This is a genomic window from Streptomyces chlorus (assembly GCF_042655885.1).
GTDB classification, from domain to species: domain Bacteria; phylum Actinomycetota; class Actinomycetes; order Streptomycetales; family Streptomycetaceae; genus Streptomyces; species Streptomyces chlorus.
The window spans coordinates 26,029-45,798 of sequence record NZ_JBHSOA010000032.1 but is presented as its reverse complement, the minus strand read 5'-3'; the positions used below and the strand labels follow the sequence as shown (position 1 = coordinate 45,798).

Here is a 19,770-nt window from a genome sequence, read left to right as displayed (position 1 = left end):
GACCGTTCGAAGGCTGTGGTGTTCGTCACACGCCGATCGCAGGTGCCCCCTGCGACGGCTTTGTCCCCCGCCCGGCCCGGGACGGACGCCCGGCACATCACGAACCGGCCATGACCTGGACAGCTCAGGTATCCGATGGGATCAACGGCACTGTAGGTTCTTGCGCCATGGAGGAGCTGGACCGACAGATCGTGCAGCTGCTCGTCAAGGACGGGCGGATGAGCTACACAGACCTGGGCAAGGCCACGGGCCTGTCCACGTCGGCCGTGCACCAGCGGGTGCGCAGACTGGAACAGCGTGGCGTCATCCGCGGCTACGCCGCGGTTGTCGACCCGGATGCCGTCGGCCTGCCCATGACCGCCTTCATCTCGGTCAAGCCGTTCGACCCCAGCGCCCCCGACGACATCGCGGACCGCCTCGCCGGCGCGCCCGAGATCGAGGCCTGCCACAGCGTCGCGGGCGACGAGAACTACATCCTCAAGGTGCGCGTGGCCACCCCGCACCAACTGGAGGAACTGCTCGCGCGGGTGCGCTCGCTGGCGGGTGTCTCCACCCGGACGACCGTGGTCCTGTCCACGCCGTACGAAGCCCGGCCGCCGCGCGTCTGAAACCGTCACCCGCGCGGGAGCGTCGGCGTGCGCGGGCGTACGGGGCGCACCCAAGGCGTGAACAGAGCGGCCCTGGGTGCGGGCCGGGCCCTCCGAGGGGCGAGACTGTGGCCATGAGCGAACGCACCGCCCCGCCGCACACAGACCCGTCGCGCACCGTCCTGCTCCGCCGCGGAGAGGTCCACAGCCCCGCCGACCCCTTCGCCACCGCGATGGTCGTCGAGGGCGGTCAGGTCGCCTGGGTCGGTTCCGAGGGTGCCGCCGACTCCTTCGCGGACGGGGTGGACGAGGTGATCGACCTCGACGGGGCGCTGGTCACCCCGGCGTTCGCCGACGCTCATGTGCACACCACGGCCACCGGACTGGCGCTCACCGGCCTCGATCTGTCCGAGGCGCCCTCCCTGGAGGCCGCATTGGCCCGGGTGCGGGAGTTCGCCGTCGCCCGACCGGCCGACAGGGTCCTGCTCGGCCACGGCTGGGACGCCGCACGCTGGCCCGGCGGTCGTCCACCGACCCGCGCCGAACTCGACGCGGCCACCGGCGGGCGCCCCCTGTACCTCAGCCGGATCGACGTCCACTCCGCGGTGGTCAGCACCGCGCTGCTCGACCTCGTCGCCCGCGAGGGCGCCGGCGAGGTCACCCGCGAGGACGGGCCTCTCACCGGCGACGCCCATCACGCCGTACGCGCCGCCGCCCTGGGTGCCGTCACCCCCGCCCAGCGCACCGAGGCCCAGCGCGCCGCGCTGGCGCACGCCGCCTCGCTCGGCATCGGCACCGTCCACGAGTGCGGCGGCCCGGAGATCTCCTCCGAGGACGACTTCACCGGCCTGCTGCGGCTCGCCGCCGAGGGACCCGGCCCGCGTGTCGTCGGCTACTGGGCCGAGCGGAACGTCGCCAGGGCGCGCGACCTGGGCGCGGCCGGCGCCGCGGGCGACCTGTTCGCCGACGGCGCCCTCGGCTCGCACACCGCGTGCCTGCACGCCCCGTACGCCGACGCCGGCCACACCGGCACCGCCCACCTGGACGCCGCCGCGATCGCCGCCCACGTCGTCGACTGCACCGAGGCGGGCCTCCAAGCGGGCTTCCACGCCATCGGCGACGCCGCCGTCGCCGCGGTGACCGGGGGAGTGCGCGCCGCCGCCGAGAAGGTCGGCCTCGACCGCATCCGCGCCGCCCGGCACCGCGTCGAACACGCCGAGATGCTCACCCCCTCGACCATTGCCGCCTTCGCCGAATTCGGCCTGACCGCCTCCGTCCAGCCCGCCTTCGACGCCCTGTGGGGCGGCGAGGACGGCATGTACGCCCGGCGCCTGGGCACGGAGCGGGCCCGCACCCTGAACCCCTTCGCGGCCCTGCTGCGCGCCGGTGTCCCGCTCGCCTTCGGCTCCGACAGTCCGGTCACCCCTCTCGACCCGTGGGGCACCGTCCGGGCTGCAGCCTTCCACCGCACGCCGGAGCACCGCGTCTCCGTGCGCGCCGCGTTCACCGCGCACACGCGCGGCGGCTGGCGGGCGATCGGGCGCGACGACGGGGGCGTCCTGGTGCCGGGCGCGCCCGCCGACTACGCCGTCTGGCACACCGGTGCTCTCGTGGTGCAGGCACCCGACGACCGGGTGGCACGGTGGTCCACCGACCCCCGCTCCGGCACCCCCGGCCTGCCGGACCTGACCCCGGGCGGTGACCTGCCCGTCTGCCGGCGCACGGTGGTCGGCGGACGCACGGTCTTCGTACGGCCGGGCGAGTGATCTACGCCGGTCGCTCGGTGACGATCATGTGGCGTGCCCCCGTCGTGCGACCTGCGCGTCTCCCCGCTGACCAGGCATGAGAACCACATGGCGCAGGTCGAGCGGTTGTTGACAGGCAGCGGCGGGGGGCCGGTAGGTTCGGCCGGGGACACCGACGCCCGACCGGGGAACTTCCGCTCACTCGCGGCGGCGCCGCCGGGCCAGGGACGGTGTGCCGCACGGTCCATCGCCACTGGGAGCCGGCTCAGCGTCGGCGCGCCGAGGGAACGTTCCGGCGGGTCGGGAAGGTGTGCCCCCGGGTGGGGCCCGGTCGCTCAGTAGACAACGGCTTCAGGTCGACTCGCAGCCAGCGGGTCCCAGGTCGGCCCGAAGGGCGCCGGGCACCCCTCCGCCGTACACGGAATGGCACGCTGCTGCCCGATCCTCGGAAGACCCTCGGAAACCAACAGCATCATATGAACGTCTTTTCACGTCATCGCAGGTTGCTGTGACCACTATGGTGGGACTCTGCACAGGAGATGAAGGGGCTTCAGTGAACGACGGCGACGGGACCCGCGCGGCGGAGGCCCAGGGGAGGACTTTCGGCCCGCTCGGCAAGGCTTTGGTGATCATTCCGACCTACAACGAGGCGGAGAACATCAAGGCGATCGTCGGCCGGGTGCGCAAGGCCGTTCCCGAGGCGGACGTTCTCGTCGCCGACGACAACAGCCCCGACGGCACCGGCGCGCTCGCCGACGAAATGGCCGCCGAGGACGACCAGGTCCAAGTGCTGCACCGCAAGGGCAAGGAGGGCCTGGGCGCCGCCTACCTCGCGGGCTTCCACTGGGGCGCGGAGCACGGCTACGGCGTACTGGTCGAGATGGACGCCGACGGCTCCCACCAGCCCGAGGAGCTGCCCCGTCTGCTCACCGCGCTCAAGGGCGCCGACCTGGTGCTCGGTTCACGCTGGGTGCCAGGTGGCCGGGTGGTCAACTGGCCCAAGTCCCGTGAGTACATCTCGCGCGGCGGCAGCCTCTACTCGCGCGTGGCGCTCGATCTGCCGCTGCGCGACATCACCGGCGGCTTCCGCGCGTTCCGGCGTGAGACCCTGGAGGGTCTCGGCCTGGACGAGGTGGCCTCCCAGGGCTACTGTTTCCAGGTCGATCTCGCCCGTCGCACGGTCAAGGCCGGCTACCACGTCGTCGAGGTGCCCATCACCTTCGTCGAGCGGGAACTCGGCGATTCGAAGATGAGCCGCGACATTCTCGTCGAGGCGTTGTGGCGGGTCACGGCGTGGGGCGTGGGGGAGAGGGTCGGCAAGGTTTTCGGACGCGAGGACGACAAGCGGGCCGGGCCGCCGAAGCCGAGCGAGCGGGCAGAGCAGGCTGCCGGGCCGACGGAGGCCGAGCGGTCCGGGCATACGGAGCAGGTCAAGCCGTAGGACCGGCCTGTCCGTTCGGACTGTCCCAGCGTCGCGCGTCCCTGGGGCCCGCTGTTCCGGAGGGCCCGCTTATCCCGTACTGAGCCGGCGTTCGGCACACTGGGAGTATGACGACTGGCGCTCAGACCCCGAACCCCGCCCGGCCCCGGCGCTCCAGGCTGCGTACCTTCCTGCCGCTCGGCGTCGCCGCGTGGCTGGTGCTGGAGATCTGGCTGCTCACGATCGTCGCCGGGGCGTCGAACGGGCTGGTGGTCTTCCTGGTGCTGCTGGCCGGTCTGGTTCTCGGCTCGGTGGCCATCAAGCGGGCCGGCCGGCGCGCCTTCAAGAGCCTCACCGAGACGCTGCAACAGCAGCAGAACGGCGTGCTGACCGAGCCGCGCCCGAACAGCGAGGGCAACGGCCTGATGATGCTGGGCGGACTGCTGCTGATCATTCCCGGCCTGGTCTCCGACGCGGTCGGTCTGCTCCTGCTCGTGCCCCCGGTCCAGAAGGCCCTGAGCCGCTACGCCGAGCGCACCCTCGAGCGCAAACTTCGCGAGGCCGCCGGGGGCTCCCTGGGCGATGCCTTCCAACAGGCGCGTATCCACCGGCCCGACGGCAAGGTCGTCCAGGGCGAGGTGATCCGGGACGAGCCCGGGGCCACGCCGGGCGACTTCCCGCAAGGGCCCCGCCCGCCGCTCTCCCGCTGAGAGTCACTGAGCGCCGCCGAGGTCTGAGAGCCGCAGGGGCGCCGGGCGCCGACAGATCAGCCGGACGCACAGAGGACCGCGGGCGCCGTACCTACTAGGTACGGCGCCCGCGGTCCTGTGTGCTGCTGTGCTGAGTTCTCCCGGCCGGATCCTTCGCCGGGATCAAGCCGACTTTCGGCTGTCCCGGGGATGAACCGCAATGTTCATCGCACCGGAGCGCAGAACGGCGAGACGCTCCTCGAGAACCTCTTCGAGTTCCTCTCGGGTGCGTCGCTCCATCAGCATGTCCCAATGCGTACGCGCGGGCTTGGCCTTCTTTTCCTCGGGGCCGTCGCCGTCAACCAGGAGTGCCTGGGCACCGCAGACCTTGCACTCCCACTCCGGCGGGATTTCCGCCTCGACCGAGAAGGGCATCTCGAAGCGGTGCCCCTTCTCGCATGCGTACTCCACGGCCTGGCGCGGGGCCAGGTCGATGCCGCGGTCCGTCTCGTAGCTGGTCACCACGAGGCGCGTGCCGCGAAGAGCTCGCTCACTCATGAATCGTGCCTCCCGGGCTTGTCGCCCACAGGACAGGTGTCGCTGTCGTCGTCATCCGGTCAACGTCCGGTCGGCGGTAAAGATTCCCGTTCCGGGCCATGTGTCGCCGTCGTAGCCGCAGCCTTCTCAACCAGTGCAGTACCCACCGGCGCCTGGTTTGTCACACCTGATGGCAGGTATGACACAGCGTTTCGGCATCTTTGACGCGCAGTAACGGTACACCTGGCAGGCCAAACGCGTACACTACCGCCCTTTCGTCCCGAGTGCTAAATCCTCTCCGGAACGGGATTCCCCGCTTCGACGATGGCCCGGCGCACGGGCACCCGCGCGAGCAGCGCGAAACCGAGTACGAAGAAGGCCACCAGCGAGATGATCGCGTCCCGGTAGCTTCCCGTGAGCTGGTAGGTCAGCCCGAACAGCAGCGGCCCGAGCCAGCTCATCCCGCGGTCGCTCAGTTCGTACGCCGAGAAGTACTCGGCCTCCTTGCCGGGGGGCACGAGGTGCGAGAACAGCGACCGGGACAGCGCTTGGCTGCCGCCGAGGACCAGGCCGATCCCCGCGGCCAGGACGAAGAACCACACCGGCTCCCCGGCGGGCAGGAAGTATCCGGCGGCCAGTGTCACCGTCCAGGCGACCAGCGAGCCGAGGATCGTGCGCTTCGCCCCGTGGATCCGGGCCAGCCGACCCAGTGCCAGCGCGCCCACCACCGCCAGCACCTGGACCAGCAGCACGGCCACGATGAGAGTGGACTGCCCGAGCCCCAGCTCCTTCGAGCCGTAGACCGAGGCCTGCGAGATCACCGTCTGGATACCGTCGTTGTAGACCAGGTACGCCAGGAGGAAGGCGAGTGTCAGCGGGTGACGGCGCATGTCGCGGAGGGTCGCCGCGAGCTGCCGGAAGCCGGTCGGGGCGCCCGCCTCCCGCGCGGGGGCGCGGCGGTCGCGCAGCCGTCGCAGCGGCACCAGGGTGAAGGCACCCCACCACAGGCCCGCCGACGCCAGGCAGATCCGAACCGCCATGCCCTCGGAGAGCCCGAAACTGTCATGCGCGGTGTAGAGGATCAGATTGGCGACGAGGACCAGGGCGCCCGCCGCGTAGCCGAAGGCCCAGCCCCGCGAGGAGACCGCGTCCCGCTCCTGGGGCGTCGCGATCTGTGGCAGGTAGGAGTTGTAGAGCATCATCGCCACGGACTGCGCCGCGTTCGCCACGACCAGCAGCGCGCCGCCCAGCAGATAGCGCTCGCCGTCGAGGAGGAACATGCACGCCGTCGCGGCGGCCCCGGTGTAGGCGGCGGCCGCGAGCAGCGGCTTCTTGCGGCCGGTGCGGTCGGCGGCGGCGCCCACCAGCGGCATCGCGAGCACCGCCAGGATCACTGACAGGGAGACCGCGTACGCGAAGAAGGACCCCGCGCGCACCGGAATGCCGAACGGATGTACGAACCCGTCCGTGTCTGCGGCGGCCTCGGTGACCGATGTCAGATAGGGGCCGAGGAACACGGTGAGCACGCTCGTGGAGTACACGGAGCATGCCCAGTCGTAGACGTACCAGCCGCGCTGCTCGTACCGTCGGCCGGCCGCCTCGTCCGCCACCGACGGTCGCACGGTGTCGTTGCCCACCCGTGCCCTCGCTTCCCCGTGAACGCGCTCGGTGGCCGGGCAGGGTGTCAGACCCAGATGCCGCGGTCCTCCATGACCTTGCGCAGTGTGTCGATGTGATCGGTCATGATGCCATCCACCCCCAGGTCCAGGAGCCGGTGCATCCGCTCGGGCTCGTTGACCGTCCACACGTGCACCTGGAGCCCGCGCGCATGGGCGGTGCGCACGAAGCGGCGGTCCACCACCGGGACGCCGGACTGGGCCTCCGGTACCTGGGCGGCGACGGCCGACCGGCGCACCGTTACCGGTACCCCCCACGAGCGCAGCCGGAGGTTCAGCACCCCCCGAGTGCCGTACGACGTCGCGAGGCGGGGCCCGGCCAGCCGCTGGGCGCGCACCACGCGGGCCTCGGAGAACGAGCCGAGGCAGACCCGGTCCCAGGCGTCCGTCCTCTCGATCAGGTCCAGGAAGGGCAGGAGGGCCGGCTCGGCCTTGACGTCGACGTTCCACCGCACCTCGGGGAAGGCGGTGAGCAGCTCCTCGAACAGGGGCACCGGCTCCTGGCCCGCCACGCGCGCCTGCTCCACGTCCCGCCAGGGCAGGTCGGCGATCTGGCCGGCTCCGTCCGTCACCCGGTCCAGGGTCGCGTCGTGGAACGCGACGAGCCGGCCGTCGCGGGTGACATGGACATCGGTCTCGATGTAGCGGTAGCCCGCCTCGACGGCGCACCGGAACTGGCGCGCGGTGTTCTCCAGGCCCTCCGCCGCACCACCGCGGTGGGCGAAGGCGATCGGGCCGGGATGGTCGAGGTACGGGTGGCGTATCCGTGGAGTCACGGACGCAGTATCGCCCCGCGCGGTTGACCTGTGGCAACGACCGTGCTGCCGTCGGATGCCCGGGGAACGGCGAACACCCGCAGGAACAGCTGGGCGAGCGGGCCGATCGTCACCGCGTACAGCAGGGTCGCCACGCCCACGGTGCCGCCGAGGAGGAAGCCCGTGGCGACCACCATGACCTCGATCACTGTGCGCACCAGCCGGATCGATACCCCCGTGCGCCGGTGCAGGCCCGTCATCAGCCCGTCGCGCGGACCGGGCCCGAAGCGCGCCGCGATGTACAGCCCCGTCGCCGCGCCGTTCAGAACGATGCCGGCCGCCGTCATCGCCACTCGGACGACCGTGCCGTGCGCCTCGGGCACCACGGTCAGGGTCGCGTCCATGGCCGCCCCGATCACCAGGACGTTGGAGACGGTTCCCAGCCCCGGGCGCTGGCGCAGCGGGATCCAGAGCAGCAGCACGGCCGCGCCCAGGACGGTCAGCACCACGCCCATCGACAGGCCAGTGTGCTCGGACAGGCCCTGGTGCAGCACGTTCCACGGCTCCAGGCCGAGCCCGGACCTGACCAGCAGCGCCGAGCTCGCGCCGTACAGCGCCAGTCCGGCGTACAGCTGGAACAGCCGCCGTGCGAGATGTCCGTGCCGGGGCGGGTGGCTGGACAAGGTGACCCCCTGTGGTGGAAGTGGACCGACGCATGACACCCTGTGGCGTGGATGGAGATCTCATCCATGGCCAATTCAGGGAAGGTGGACTGATTCGGATGGCGCAGTGGACCTCAGCGGTGGGTGCGGCGCAGCTCGCCCGGCTGCTCAACTCCCAGCAGGACCGCCCGGCCGGCCCCGGCACCCGCCGCCCGCCCGCCTACCGGGCCCTCGCCGACGGCATCCGGCTCCTGGTGCTCGAAGGGCGCGTCCCCGTGGCCGCCAGGCTGCCCGCCGAGCGGGAACTGGCCCTGGCCCTCTCCGTCAGCCGCACCACCGTGGCGGCCGCCTACGAGGCGCTGCGCGGAGAGGGTTTCCTGGAGTCACGGCGCGGTGCCGGCAGCTGGACCGCCGTCCCGGCCGGAAACCCGGTCCCCGCGCGGGGGCTGGAACCGCTGCCCCCCGAGGCCCTCGGCTCGATGATCGACCTCGGCTGCGCCGCGCCGCCCGCGCCCGAGCCCTGGCTCACCCGCGCCGTGCAGGGCGCTCTGGAGGAACTGCCGCCCTACGCACACACCCACGGCGACTACCCGGCCGGACTGCCCGCGCTGCGCGCGACGATCGCCGACCGGTACACCGCGCGGGGCATCCCGACCATGCCTGAGCAGATCATGGTGACGACCGGGGCGATGGGCGCCATCGACGCCATCTGCCACCTCTTCGGCGGACGGGGCGAGCGCATCGCCGTCGAGTCGCCGTCCTACGCCAACATCCTCCAGCTGATGCGGGAGGCCGGGGCCCGGCTGATCCCCGTGGCCATGGCGGAAGGGCTGGCCGGCTGGGACATGGATCGCTGGCGCCAGGTGCTCCGCGAGGCGGCACCGCGCATCGCGTACGTCGTCGCCGACTTCCACAACCCGACCGGCGCGCTCGCCGACGAGGACCAGCGCCGCCGGCTCGTGGACGCGGCGCGCTCGGCGGGGACGGTGCTGGTCGCCGACGAGACGATGAGCGAGCTCTGGCTCGACCCGGACGTGAAGATGCCGCGCCCCGTGTGCGCCTTCGACCCGGCGGGGTCGACGGTGATCACGGTCGGCTCGGCGAGCAAGGCCTTCTGGGCCGGTCTGCGTATCGGCTGGGTGCGCGCGGCCCCCGACGTGATCCGCAGTCTCGTCGCCGCGCGCGCGTACGCCGATCTGGGCACGCCCGTCCTGGAACAGCTGGCGGTGAACTGGCTGTTCGGCACGGACGGCTGGGAGCGGGCCGTGGAGATACGGCGCGCACAGGCCCGGGAGAACCGGGACGCGCTGGTCGGGGCGGTGCGCCGGGAGCTGCCCGACTGGGAGTTCGAGGTTCCGCGGGGCGGGCTCACCCTGTGGGTGCGCACCGGAGGGCTTTCGGGATCGCGGATCGCCGAGGCCGGAGAACGGGTCGGAGTACGGGCACCGTCAGGGCCCCGCTTCGGGGTCGACGGGGCGTTCGAGGGGTATGTGCGGCTGCCCTTCACCGTGGGCGGCGCGGTGGCCGAGGAGGCGGCGGTACGGCTGGCCGCGGCGGCACGGATAGTCGAGAACGGCGGGACGTCGGGGGTGGAGATGCCACGCATCTTCGTGGCGTAGCGGACGGAGCGGCGCCTGCGCCCGGGGCGGCGCGGGTGTGCCCGCTGGTGCGCGGCGGGCCGTCAGGAGGATTCGGCGGCGGCCGCCTCCGCGGGAACCGGCTCCAGAGGGGCCTTGTCCGTGTCCGCCGCATACGTGTCTGTGACGGTCTTGTCCACGGCAGGCAGGTCCACGGGCTTCTTCTCCAGGGAGTGCTTGCCCATGAGCGCCGCGTCCGCCGGGGCTCTGCGCACGGGGTCGGATTCCGGGGCCGTCCGCTCCGGCTCCGTCTGTGCGTCGTCCCGAGCGGAGCGGGCCGGGAGCAGGTCCAGTACCGCCTGCCGATGGTGGGCGCTGGTCGTGTCGTCGTACGGGTTCGGCGTGACCGGGACCTGGAGGCGGTGCACCGGACCCGTGCCCAGGCGGGCGTAGCCGCGACCCGCGGGGACGTGATCGAGGGGTGTGGTGTGCGGGGGAGCGCCCAGGACGGCCGTCACCTGCTCCGGAGTCGCGGGCCCGAGGACGACACGTGCGCGTGCGTGCTGCCGTACCGCGTCGTTGAGGGTCTCCAGGCTGTCGAGCTGATCGGCGACGACGACCGTGACGTTCGCCGGGCGGCCGTGCCGCAGCGGGACCTGGAGCAGCGACTGGGGGTCCTCCCGGCCGTCGGCGGCGGCGAGGTGCGTGAACGTGCTCGGGCGGTCCAGCAGGATCCACAGCGGCCGCTTGGTGTCCTCGGGCGGCGGATCGCCCGCCTGGTGGGCGCGGTTGGCGGCGATCAGACGGCGCTCCGTCTCGTGCGCGGCCCACTGGAGACTCTCCAGCACCCCCGCCAGGCCGCACTCGACGGCGAGCACGCCGTCCCGGCCGGTCAGGCACGCGTACTCGCCGGTGCCGCCACCGTCGATGATCACCACGTCGCCGTGGCGCAGCGCCTGGAGGGCGACGGAGCGCAGCAGGGTGGAAGTGCCGCTGCCGGGCTGCCCGGCCGCCAGCAGGTGAGGTTCGGTGGAGCGGATGCCGGTGCGCCAGACGACCGGGGGGACGTCGCGCTGCTCCTCGCCGTGGGTGAGCGGCAGGGTTCGGCGCACCTGTGTGGGGTCGGTGAAACCCAGGACCGTCTCACCGGGAGACGTGACGAAGCGCTGGGCGGCGATGTCGGCGAATAGCGGGGCGAGGACCTGGACCGTGAGCTGGTTGCCCTCCTCGTCCCAGGCGAAGTGGTATTCGCGACCGCGCCCCGACTTGGCGGCGAGCAGATGCTCGATCCGCGCGCGGGACTCCGCCTCGCCGTCGGTGTAGTACGCGGGGTAGGCGATCACCAGGTGCGTGATGCGGCCGGTGCCGTCGAACTCGTACGCCGGGAAGGCCTTCTCCCACGAGCCGCCGTGGGCGTACAGGGGGTCGGGGTCACCGGCCGAGGAGAAGTACGGCGCCAGGGCGTCGTACAGCGACTTCAGGCGCTGGGTCTGCGTCTCGTCGGGGCCCTCGGGTGCGGCCGGGGCGCGGTCCCGGCCCTGCCAGGCCGCTGTCGCCATCAGGGTGATGACGGCGAGCAGCGGACCGTACGGGAGCAGCAGCACGACCAGGACCACCGACGCCGCCAGGAAGAGCAGCGCGCCGCGCCGGTCCTTGGGGGTGTCGAGCAACCTGCGCCGCCCGGCCGAGGCCAGCCGGTGCAGTCCGCGCACGATCGTGATCAGCGGGTGGAGGACGTCGGTGGCGCTGTCGGCCGCCGTCCGGGCCAGCTCCCGGCTCCGGGCGAGGTGAGCGCCGCGGTTGCTCAGGATGCGGGGGAGGGGGCGCCGGGCCACTGCTGCCTCCAGGGCGTGGGATACGGGCGGGCGGGGGCTTGGGGGGCTTGAGTCAGAATTTGATGCCGCCGAGAAGGCCGGCCAGGCTCTCGCCGCCGGCCTTGATGCTCGGCGCGATGGCCGTACTGGCCAGATAGAAGCCGAACAGCATCGCCACCACGGCGTGCAACAGCTTCAGGTCGTCCTTGCGGCAGAAAATGAAGAGGACGATGCCGAGCAGGACGACGCCTGAGATCGAGAGGATCATGTGAGTTCTCCTGGTTCACGGGGGGACAGTCACCATGAGTACTTCCAGAATCACAGAATGTATCCATACGATAAAAGGTGCAACTGGGTGAAGATCAGTTGATTTCGCCCGGTCGGCGGACTGTTCCCGGCCTGAACGACGTGGGCGGTTGCGCACGGTCGAGCCTGCCGTGATCTTTACCTCGGGCACGTCGGCCCATGTGCCGCGCGAGCCAGTACCCTGGCGATTCACCTGTACGGCTCTGCACCGCTCGCAGACGTACGCCCTGTTTCCGATATGCGGAATGATCCGTGGTGAGAGGCGGTCCGGCCGATATGACTGAAGCCCCCGACCCCGAGGTCGTGGAGCTGGCGACCAAGATCTTCGACATGGCCCGGAGTGGCCGGACCGAGGAGCTCGTGGCCTACGTCGAGGCGGGCGTGCCGGCCAACCTCACCAACGACCGTGGCGACTCGCTCGTGATGCTCGCCGCCTACCACGGCCACGCCGACGCGGTCCGTGCGTTGCTGGAGCGCGGCGCCGACGCCGACCGGATCAACGACCGGGGACAGACCCCGCTCGCGGGAGCCGCCTTCAAGGGCGACACCGAAGTGGTCAAGGCCCTCCTGCAGGGCGGTGCCGATCCGGCCGCCGGCACTCCCTCGGCGATCGACACGGCCCGGATGTTCGGCCGCGCGGAGCTGCTCGAGCTGTTCGGCGTGCACTGAAGCGCACCGGCGAAACGCGCTGAACGGCACTGAATCGCACAGACGCGCACGCTCCGACCGGCGAAGACACGGGAACGGCAGCGGAAACACACAGTAAACGGGGGAGGCGGTACGAGGCCGCCGGAATTCGGTCGCGGCAGATGTGACCGCCGGGTCATCATGACGACGTGATTCACGGACGTGATGGCTGGGCAGATGTTGCCGCACCGCGCGGGCCGTGATGCGGCCCGCATGGGCCACCGACGAGAGGCAGAGGAAGATGGTCTACAGCAAGCAGGAAACGGCGGGCGCCCCGACGTGTTGGCACGCGGCCAGGTAATGCAGGTCCCCGGTTGCGTCGACGCTTGATGTGAGGCTGTTTCCCATGTTCGATCCGGTCATAGCGCCCAGCGGTACGCTGCTTGGCCTGCTCCAACGGGGTCGTGGCGACGGCACGCTGCACGCGCTCACCGCCCCGCGCTCCGAAACGATCGAGGCGCTGAACCACTGCGTGCTCCACGACCCGCGCCACGACTGGCAGGTGGAGAACCGCTCCCTCTACTACGCCCGCCTCTACCTCGACCTGCACGGCGAACTGGACGCCATTGAGGCCCACCTCTTCGATGCCGAGGACGTCCTCGACACCGACGAGTCACGCACCGGCCTTGGCCTCGCCGTGCTCGGACATCTGGCCTCCTACGGCAGGCGGGACGCACTCACCCTGTTGCGCAGGTACGCCGCCCAGGGCGCCAACTGGGCCTGGGCCCTGGACGAGCTGGCCCTCCGGGACGACGACGCGGGCCTGCGCGCCCTCGCCACCCCCGTGCTCGCGCGGTTCGCCACCGACCCCGAGGGCGAGGCCGAACTGGCCACCACCGTCCGCGACGCCTTCGAACCGCGCCCCTGGCGCCTGTGGGCCGACGATCCGCGCGAATCCGTCGCCACGCGTGTGCGGGCCGCCCAGGAAGCCGGCTGCTTCGACCGCTGGCAGCGGCAGATGCGCCCCACCGGGCCCCGCCCCGGGTGGAGCGTGCAGGCCGTGTTCGCATGGGCCCAGCAAGGAATCGAGCGCGGCGCCGCCCTGCATGTCCCGGCCGCCCGCTGCCTCACCGCCGTGGCCGGCCCCGAGGACCGGCCCGAGATCGTCCGTGCCGCCGAGGGCGGCACGGAGGGAGCCCGCTGCACCGCCCTGCGCTACCTCGCCGACGGCAACGATCCGGACGCCCTCACCCTGATCGAGCGCGCCGTGGCCACCGGGCCGGCGCCCGTCGTGGAGGCCGCCGTCGACGCCTTCGAACGGATGCGGAGTCTCGCCGCCGTCGACCGCGCGCGCCGCTGGGCCTGCCGGCCCGACGCCCTGGGCGCCGCCGCCGGCCGCGTCCTTGCCTGCCGGGGCGGTGTCCAGGACCGCGACCTGGTCCTTGCCGCCCTGCGCGAGGCGGTGCGGGGTGAGGGCCCCGACGCGCCGACCCTGTGGACCCTCGTCGACGGCGCCGGACGCCTGGGCATCGCCTGCGCCGCTCCTGCACTCCGCCACATCTACCGCGAGACCGCCTCCTCCCACCTGCGCGGCCGGGCCGCCCGCGCCCTCGCGGCCACCGATCCCTCCTACGGCAGCGGCTTCGCCGTCGAGTGTCTCTGGGACTGCGAGGAGTCCACCCGCGAGATCGCCGCGCGGCACGCCGAGACCGGCGACACCCGGGTCGTCGAGCGCCTGCGCAGGCTCGCCGCCGACCCGGCGGAGGAAGCCGAGGTGCAGACCGCCGTACGCAGCCGGATCGGCCCCGGGGAGACCGTCGTGTGACCGTCCGGGCGCGCGCAGTGTGAACAAGGGATGACCCGTGGGTCAGGCGCGCATGGATGGCGTTCGCCCGCGTGGGTGTGCGATGCAACGCTCATGGGACGTTCCCCCACCGGAAAGATCCACGTTGACGTGGCCACGTCCGGCACGGCGAGAACACCCGTATGCGAGTCGTCATCGTGACCGAATCCTTTCCCCCTGATGTGAACGGCGTGGCTCACTGCGCGCTCCAGACCGCCCGGCACCTCGTCGACCGCGGTCACGCCCCTGTCGTTGTCGCCCCCGCCACCGTGGGCGACGAGCCCGACGACCAGGCTCCGTGCCCCGTCGTCCGGGTCCCCTCCCTTCCGCTCCCGGGCTACCCGCAGGTCCGCGTCGCTCTCCCCAGCCGACGCGTCACCGCGGCGATCGCCGAGCACCGGGCCGATCTCGTCCATCTGGCCAGCCCCTTCGTGCTCGGGGTGCGTGGCATGGCGGCGGCCTCGCGTCTCGGACTGCCCGCCGTCGCCGTCTACCAGACCGACCTCGCCGGGTACGCCCGCACGTACATGGGCGCCGGAGAGGCCGCGGCCTGGCGCCGCATCAGGTCCGTGCACTCGGCCGCCGACCTCACCCTCGCCCCGTCCGGCGCCGCGCAGAACGACCTCCAGGCGCACGGCATCCCCAGGGTCAAGCTGTGGCCGCGCGGCGTGGACACCGTCCGCTTCCGACCCGGCCTGCGCGACGAGGCGCTGCGCCGGGAACTCGCCCCGAACGGCGAGCTGATCGTCGGCTACGTCGGCCGGCTCGCCCCCGAGAAGCAGGTCGAGCTGCTGGCCGGGGCGAGCACCCTGCCCGGAGTACGGGTGCTCGTCGTGGGCGACGGACCGAGCAGACCGAACCTGGAACAGGCCATGCCCGGCGCGGTCTTCCTGGGGCGCCGCACCGGCGACGAACTCGCCCGCATCTTCGCCTCGCTGGACGTCTTCGCCCACACGGGCCCCTTCGAGACCTTCTGCCAGACCGTGCAGGAGGCCATGGCGAGCGGCATACCCGTGGTCGCGCCCGCCGTGGGCGGCCCGCTGGACCTGGTCGTCCACGGGCGCACCGGGTTCCTGGTGCCGCCGCGCGACGCCGCCGCCGTACGGGACGCGGTCCGGTCCCTGGCCGCCGACCCCGGACTGCGGGCCTCCTACGGGGCGGCGGGGCGCGCGATGGTCGAGGGACGTACCTGGGCCGCCGTCGGGGATCAGCTGATCGGCCACTACGCGGATGTGCTGACCGGGCGCCGGACGGCGGTGGCGGCATGAACGGGACCGCGGGAACGGGCGCTCCGCCGACCGGTTCTCCGTCTGCCGGATCCCCGTCTGCCGCAGCCCCGGCGGTCCGCACGCCGTCGGCGTCGGCGGACGGTGCCCAGGGAGCCGAAGGTCCGCTGCGGATCGTACGGCTCGCGAACTTCGTCGCACCGGCCTCCGGTGGACTGCGCACCGCGCTGCGGGAGCTCGGCAAGGGCTACCGGGCGGCGGGGCACGAGTCCGTGCTCGTCGTCCCCGGCGACCGGGCGAGCGACCGGGAGACAGAGCAGGGGCGTGTGATCACCCTGCCGGGACCGCTGCTGCCCGGCACCGGCGGCTACCGCGTCCTCACCGACAAGCGGCGGCTGACCGCCCTGCTCGAGGAACTGGCTCCCGACCGGCTCGAGGTGTCCGACCGTACGACCCTGCGCTGGACCGGGAGATGGGCGCGGCGGGCCCGGGTGCCGGCGGTCATGGTCTCCCACGAGACCGCCGACGGCGTGCTGCGCACCTGGGGGATGCCGGAGGGGGCCGCGCGGCGCACCGCCGACGCCCTCAACATCCGTACCGCCCGCACGTACGCGCGCGTGGTGTGCACCACCGAGTTCGCCGAGCGGGAGTTCGCCCGGATCGGGGCCCGCAACGTCGTACGGGCACCGCTCGGCGTCGACCTGTCGGAGCGGCATCCCGCGCTGCTCGACCCCTCGGTGCGGGCCCGCTACGCGCGCGCGGCGGAGACACTGCTGGTGACCTGCACCCGGCTGTCCGTGGAGAAGCGGCCCGGTACGGCGCTGGACGCGCTCGAGGTGCTGCGGCGGCGCGGACGGCAGGCGGTGCTGGTGGTGGCCGGGGACGGGCCGCTGCGGACGCGGCTCGAACAGCGCGCGCGGGAACGCGGACTGCCCGTCGTCTTCCTGGGCCACGTTCTCGACCGGACGTTCCTCGGGGCCCTCCAGGCTTCCGCCGACGTGTGTCTGGCGCCGGGACCCGCGGAGACCTTCGGGCTCGCCGCGCTGGAGGCGATGGCCTGCGGCACGCCCGTGGTGGCGAGCACCTCGTCCGCGCTGCCGGAGGTGATCGGCTCCTCCGGGGCGACCGCAGGAGACCGGGGTGATTCGTTCGCGGACGCCGTCGAACTCCTGCTGGGACGGACGGAGACGGAGCGGCGTGAGGGGGCACGCGCGCGTGCGGAATGCTTCGGGTGGGCGGCGGCGGTGGCGGCATTCCTCGACGCCCACGAGGCCCCGCGGCAGGCAGCCGTACGGGACGACGCGCGGGAGAGCGCGGGGGAAGGCGTCCGGGAGGGCGCGCGGGAGGGCATGGCGCCGGGCCGGCACGTACCCGCGGTGCTGCCGGGAGGCCCGCTGTGAGACCCGTGCGTTTCGTGGCCCTCGGGGACTCGCTGACCGAGGGCGTGGGGGATCGCACCGACGGCGGATGGCGGGGCTGGGCCGCGCTGCTCGCCGGGTCGCTCGGCGAGGAGCCCGCGCGGTTCACCAACCTCGCGAGGAGCGGGGCGCAGACGCACGACGTGCTCGAAGCGCAGCTGCCCGTGGCACTGAATCTGGGGCCCGACCTGGTCTCGGTCGTCGTCGGGGTCAACGACACCCTGCGCCAGAGCTTCGACATCCACGCCGTGGCCAGACGGCTGGACCGGGTGTACGAGGCCTGCACCGCCCAGGGTGCCGTGCTGCTCACCGCGTGCCTGCCCGACCCCGGCGGCGTCATGGGCCTGCCCGGGGTACTGGCCAGGCCGCTGGCCCGGCGGCAGCGTGCGGTCAATACCGTCGTCCACGCGCTGTCCGACCGGTACGACGCGGTGCACCTGCACGCCGGCGAGGGCGACTGGGTCACCGACCGCGCGATGTGGAGCGTGGACCGGATGCATCCCGGCGAGCGGGGGCACCGTCAACTGGCCGTGAGGTTCCACGCGCTGCTGGTGGAACGCGGCCTCGTGACCGGACCGGCGCCCTCGCCCGAGCCGCAGTCCGCAGCGCCCACCCCGGGGGCGAACCTGTGGTGGATGGCCACCGCCGGCACCGGATGGGTGGCCCGCCGGTGCACCGACCTGCTGCCCCAGCTTCTCGCGCTCGCCGCCGACGAATTGCGGCACCGCGCGCGGGGCACGAGCATCCGGCTCGACCTGCGGGCCTCCGCATCGGTGTCGGCGGCACTGGCCGCGCTGTCGGCGGGGGAGCAACGGCCGGGCACCTCGCAGGGGTTCAGCGGCGCCCTACCGCAGTGAAGCGGAGGACGTCGAGGACACCCACCGCACCCGCCGTCTCGTCGCGTGCGCCGTCGTACGAGGGCTCCCGGAGCCGCCCACCGGCCCGACGCATTCTCCGGGGCGGCGCGGAAGGCGCGTGAGGGCGACCGGGACGGAGTGGGCACGGCCGGCATCCACTTCCACCGGGAACTGGTGGCGCCGGCCGGCGGCGACCGCATGAACGAACTGATGCGCGGTGTGTTCGCCGAACCGGGGCTCGCTTTCCATGGGATGGGCGAGTTCCGCCGACTCCACGAACCGCATATGGCGCGTAATGCAGACACCCTTCGGGTTCTGCGGTCCGGGGAGCGGGAGCAGGCCGGGGCGCTGCCGACGGGATACCTCGACGACTCGCTCGAGCGCAGGGCACAGGTGCACCGGCGCAGGCTGGGGAGGAGGAACAGGGTGTGTGACAACCGCGACAGCGTGACACATCTGCGTCGTTTGGGTTGTTGTCAGACCGAGGACCTAGTCTGTGCACCGTGACTTCACCAGCATCGACGGACAGCGCTCCGCCCCAGCTCAGCGCGGGGCAGCGGCCCGCGCTGGGCCCGGCGGCCGACGAGGGGCTGGCCCGGCGGCTGCGCGCGCTCGCCTGCACCGCGCCGTTGCACGACCTCGACGCGCGCAAGGCCAACCTGGCCGGCGAGTACTCGGTGTACGGCATGGCGGAGATCGCCCTGGCGGCCATCGACCTGGTGACGCTGAACATGGACTTCGACACGGGCGCCGACCACGACCAGATAGTGGCCCGGCTCCTCCCGCGCATCGCCGCCCAGGCCCCGCGCCGGCCCGCCGATGAGCACGAGCGGGTGGCCCGCTGGGTCCTGGAGAACCTGATCAACGTCGGCAGCGTCGACCGCGGCTTCCGCGCGGTGTACGGCGTGTTCGGCGCGGACGGCGCCTACGTCCGCCGCGACTACGACTTCAAGCTGATCGAGGAGGTCCCCGGCCCGGGCGGCACCGTCTACCTCCGCACCACGGACGAGGCGGTCAACGTCCTGGTCGGCGCCCTGGACACCGACGTCACCAGTGCCCAGATCGCCGCCGAGGTCAAGCTCGAGGTGCTCATCAGCCGGGGCAGACTCGCCGACGCCCAGCTCGCCGCTGAGCAGGCCCGCTACCGGACCGTGCAGTACTCCGAATCCCTGCGCCGCGCCCTGGACGCCACCCGGCGCAATGTGCGCGCGGTGGACTGGCTCACTGCCATCCCGGACATGATCGCCGAGGCCCTGGACCACGTCGCGGACCGCTACCGCCACGAGAACGCGATCCTCACCAACATCCGCAGGGCCCGCGACGAGTCGGAGGAGCCGGAGCACAAGCGCAGGGCCGCCGAGCTGGTGGACATCGTCAAGGACTGCATCCGCAGGCACACCCAGCTGCAGTCCCGGCTGCTGGAGGCCGGCCCGCTGTTCCGTGCCGAACAGGACCGACAGGCCTTCGCCACCCCCGCGTCCTCCTCGGGCACGGACCTCTACGGGCACCTCCTGGCGCCGCTGCTTCCGCTGCCCCTGGAGCAGGCGGTCCGGGTCACGGACACCTTCTTCGCCCGCGGCACCGGGCTGCGTACGCCGGTGTCCGTCCGGGTCGCCGATCTCGTCGACATCCTGCTGACCCCGCCGGTGGAGCGGGAGCACCTGGGCGCCGAGATGCCGGAACCCGATCTGATCGCCACACCGGACGACAGCCGCTTCACCGAGGAGCAGCTGGCAGCCGCGACCACGCTGCTGGAACTGCCGGCCGACGCGCCCCGCCGGCTGTCCGGACTGCTCGCAGAGGCACGCCGCCAGGACTCCGAACTGCCGTACCTGGTGGCACTGCTGGCGGTCCATGCGGCCAGCCCTCCGGTGGGCACCGCCTACCGCCAGGGCGAGCGGCGGCTGCTCTTCGCGGTGGACGACGGCGTCGAGCTGGACGACCCCGAGTTCGGCGGCGCCGACCTCGTCGTCGGCACGGCCTTGCTGGACGCGGCGGGGATGGCGGCGGACCGGACGGAGGCGGCGTGAT

17 protein-coding genes are annotated in these 19,770 nt (G+C 72.6%); 11 read left to right on the top strand and 6 right to left on the bottom strand.

Going from position 1 to position 19,770, the window contains the following annotated elements:
- Positions 1 to 167 precede the first annotated feature (167 nt).
- From ACFPZI_RS15710 to fxsA, 4 genes are all read left to right on the top strand, one after another.
- A complete protein-coding gene (locus ACFPZI_RS15710; protein ID WP_381363496.1) occupies positions 168 to 608 on the top strand; it encodes an Lrp/AsnC family transcriptional regulator in 441 nt (146 codons plus the stop codon).
- A gap of 113 nt (positions 609 to 721) precedes the next feature.
- Positions 722 to 2,353, top strand: coding sequence for an amidohydrolase (locus ACFPZI_RS15705; protein ID WP_381363495.1), 1,632 nt, complete (start codon positions 722 to 724; stop codon positions 2,351 to 2,353).
- A gap of 532 nt (positions 2,354 to 2,885) precedes the next feature.
- The gene (locus ACFPZI_RS15700; RefSeq protein WP_381363493.1) at positions 2,886 to 3,773 is read left to right on the top strand and encodes a polyprenol monophosphomannose synthase; all 888 of its coding nucleotides are present in this window, start codon (positions 2,886 to 2,888) and stop codon (positions 3,771 to 3,773) included.
- Positions 3,774 to 3,880: 107 nt separating this feature from the next.
- On the top strand, positions 3,881 to 4,462 hold the full coding sequence (gene fxsA / locus ACFPZI_RS15695) for an FxsA family membrane protein (RefSeq protein ID WP_381363492.1): 582 nt from the start codon (positions 3,881 to 3,883) through the stop codon (positions 4,460 to 4,462).
- 162 nt (positions 4,463 to 4,624) lie between these two features.
- Here the strand turns inward: fxsA and ACFPZI_RS15690 are convergent, their stop codons facing one another.
- From ACFPZI_RS15690 to yczE, 4 genes are all read right to left on the bottom strand, one after another.
- On the bottom strand, positions 4,625 to 4,999 hold the full coding sequence (locus ACFPZI_RS15690; protein WP_003977404.1) for an RNA polymerase-binding protein RbpA: 375 nt from the start codon (positions 4,997 to 4,999) through the stop codon (positions 4,625 to 4,627).
- 266 nt (positions 5,000 to 5,265) lie between these two features.
- On the bottom strand, positions 5,266 to 6,615 hold the full coding sequence (locus tag ACFPZI_RS15685) for an MFS transporter (protein ID WP_381363490.1): 1,350 nt from the start codon (positions 6,613 to 6,615) through the stop codon (positions 5,266 to 5,268).
- 47 nt (positions 6,616 to 6,662) lie between these two features.
- Positions 6,663 to 7,430, bottom strand: a complete 768-nt coding sequence (locus ACFPZI_RS15680; RefSeq protein ID WP_381363489.1) for a glycerophosphodiester phosphodiesterase family protein — start codon at positions 7,428 to 7,430, stop codon at positions 6,663 to 6,665.
- Complete coding sequence (gene yczE, locus ACFPZI_RS15675; RefSeq protein ID WP_381363487.1) at positions 7,427 to 8,092, bottom strand: membrane protein YczE; 666 nt, start codon at positions 8,090 to 8,092, stop codon at positions 7,427 to 7,429. Before yczE ends, ACFPZI_RS15680 begins: the two co-directional genes overlap by 4 nt.
- Positions 8,093 to 8,190: 98 nt before the next feature.
- Between yczE and ACFPZI_RS15670 the strand changes: the two genes are divergently transcribed.
- The gene (locus ACFPZI_RS15670) at positions 8,191 to 9,690 is read left to right on the top strand and encodes an SCO1417 family PLP biosynthesis transcription factor (protein ID WP_381363486.1); all 1,500 of its coding nucleotides are present in this window, start codon (positions 8,191 to 8,193) and stop codon (positions 9,688 to 9,690) included.
- 62 nt (positions 9,691 to 9,752) lie between these two features.
- Here the strand turns inward: ACFPZI_RS15670 and ACFPZI_RS15665 are convergent, their stop codons facing one another.
- Both ACFPZI_RS15665 and ACFPZI_RS15660 read right to left on the bottom strand, forming a co-directional pair.
- Entirely contained in the window at positions 9,753 to 11,483 is a 1,731-nt protein-coding gene (locus ACFPZI_RS15665) for a hypothetical protein (protein WP_381363484.1), read from the bottom strand.
- Between the two features lie 52 nt (positions 11,484 to 11,535).
- A complete protein-coding gene (locus ACFPZI_RS15660) occupies positions 11,536 to 11,730 on the bottom strand; it encodes a hypothetical protein (protein WP_381363483.1) in 195 nt (64 codons plus the stop codon).
- A 314-nt stretch (positions 11,731 to 12,044) separates the two neighbouring features.
- On the opposite strand from ACFPZI_RS15660, the gene ACFPZI_RS15655 reads away from it, so the two are divergent.
- The 6 genes from ACFPZI_RS15655 to ACFPZI_RS15630 all read left to right on the top strand — a co-directional run bounded on the left by ACFPZI_RS15655 (position 12,045) and on the right by ACFPZI_RS15630 (position 19,769).
- Positions 12,045 to 12,437 carry an ankyrin repeat domain-containing protein gene (locus ACFPZI_RS15655; protein ID WP_381363482.1) on the top strand — a complete coding sequence of 131 codons (393 nt, stop codon included), beginning with the start codon at positions 12,045 to 12,047 and terminating at the stop codon, positions 12,435 to 12,437.
- A gap of 364 nt (positions 12,438 to 12,801) precedes the next feature.
- Positions 12,802 to 14,220 carry a HEAT repeat domain-containing protein gene (locus ACFPZI_RS15650; RefSeq protein ID WP_381363480.1) on the top strand — a complete coding sequence of 473 codons (1,419 nt, stop codon included), beginning with the start codon at positions 12,802 to 12,804 and terminating at the stop codon, positions 14,218 to 14,220.
- A 161-nt stretch (positions 14,221 to 14,381) separates the two neighbouring features.
- The gene (locus ACFPZI_RS15645; protein ID WP_381363478.1) at positions 14,382 to 15,506 is read left to right on the top strand and encodes a glycosyltransferase family 4 protein; all 1,125 of its coding nucleotides are present in this window, start codon (positions 14,382 to 14,384) and stop codon (positions 15,504 to 15,506) included.
- Positions 15,503 to 16,864: a glycosyltransferase gene (locus ACFPZI_RS15640; protein ID WP_381363476.1), complete on the top strand. Its 1,362-nt coding sequence runs from the start codon at positions 15,503 to 15,505 to the stop codon at positions 16,862 to 16,864. Before ACFPZI_RS15645 ends, ACFPZI_RS15640 begins: the two co-directional genes overlap by 4 nt.
- Positions 16,861 to 17,739 carry an SGNH/GDSL hydrolase family protein gene (locus tag ACFPZI_RS15635; protein ID WP_381363475.1) on the top strand — a complete coding sequence of 293 codons (879 nt, stop codon included), beginning with the start codon at positions 16,861 to 16,863 and terminating at the stop codon, positions 17,737 to 17,739. The genes ACFPZI_RS15640 and ACFPZI_RS15635 overlap by 4 nt, the downstream gene beginning before the upstream one ends.
- A gap of 503 nt (positions 17,740 to 18,242) precedes the next feature.
- On the top strand, positions 18,243 to 19,769 hold the full coding sequence (locus ACFPZI_RS15630) for a hypothetical protein (protein ID WP_381363473.1): 1,527 nt from the start codon (positions 18,243 to 18,245) through the stop codon (positions 19,767 to 19,769).
- Position 19,770 lies beyond the last annotated feature (1 nt).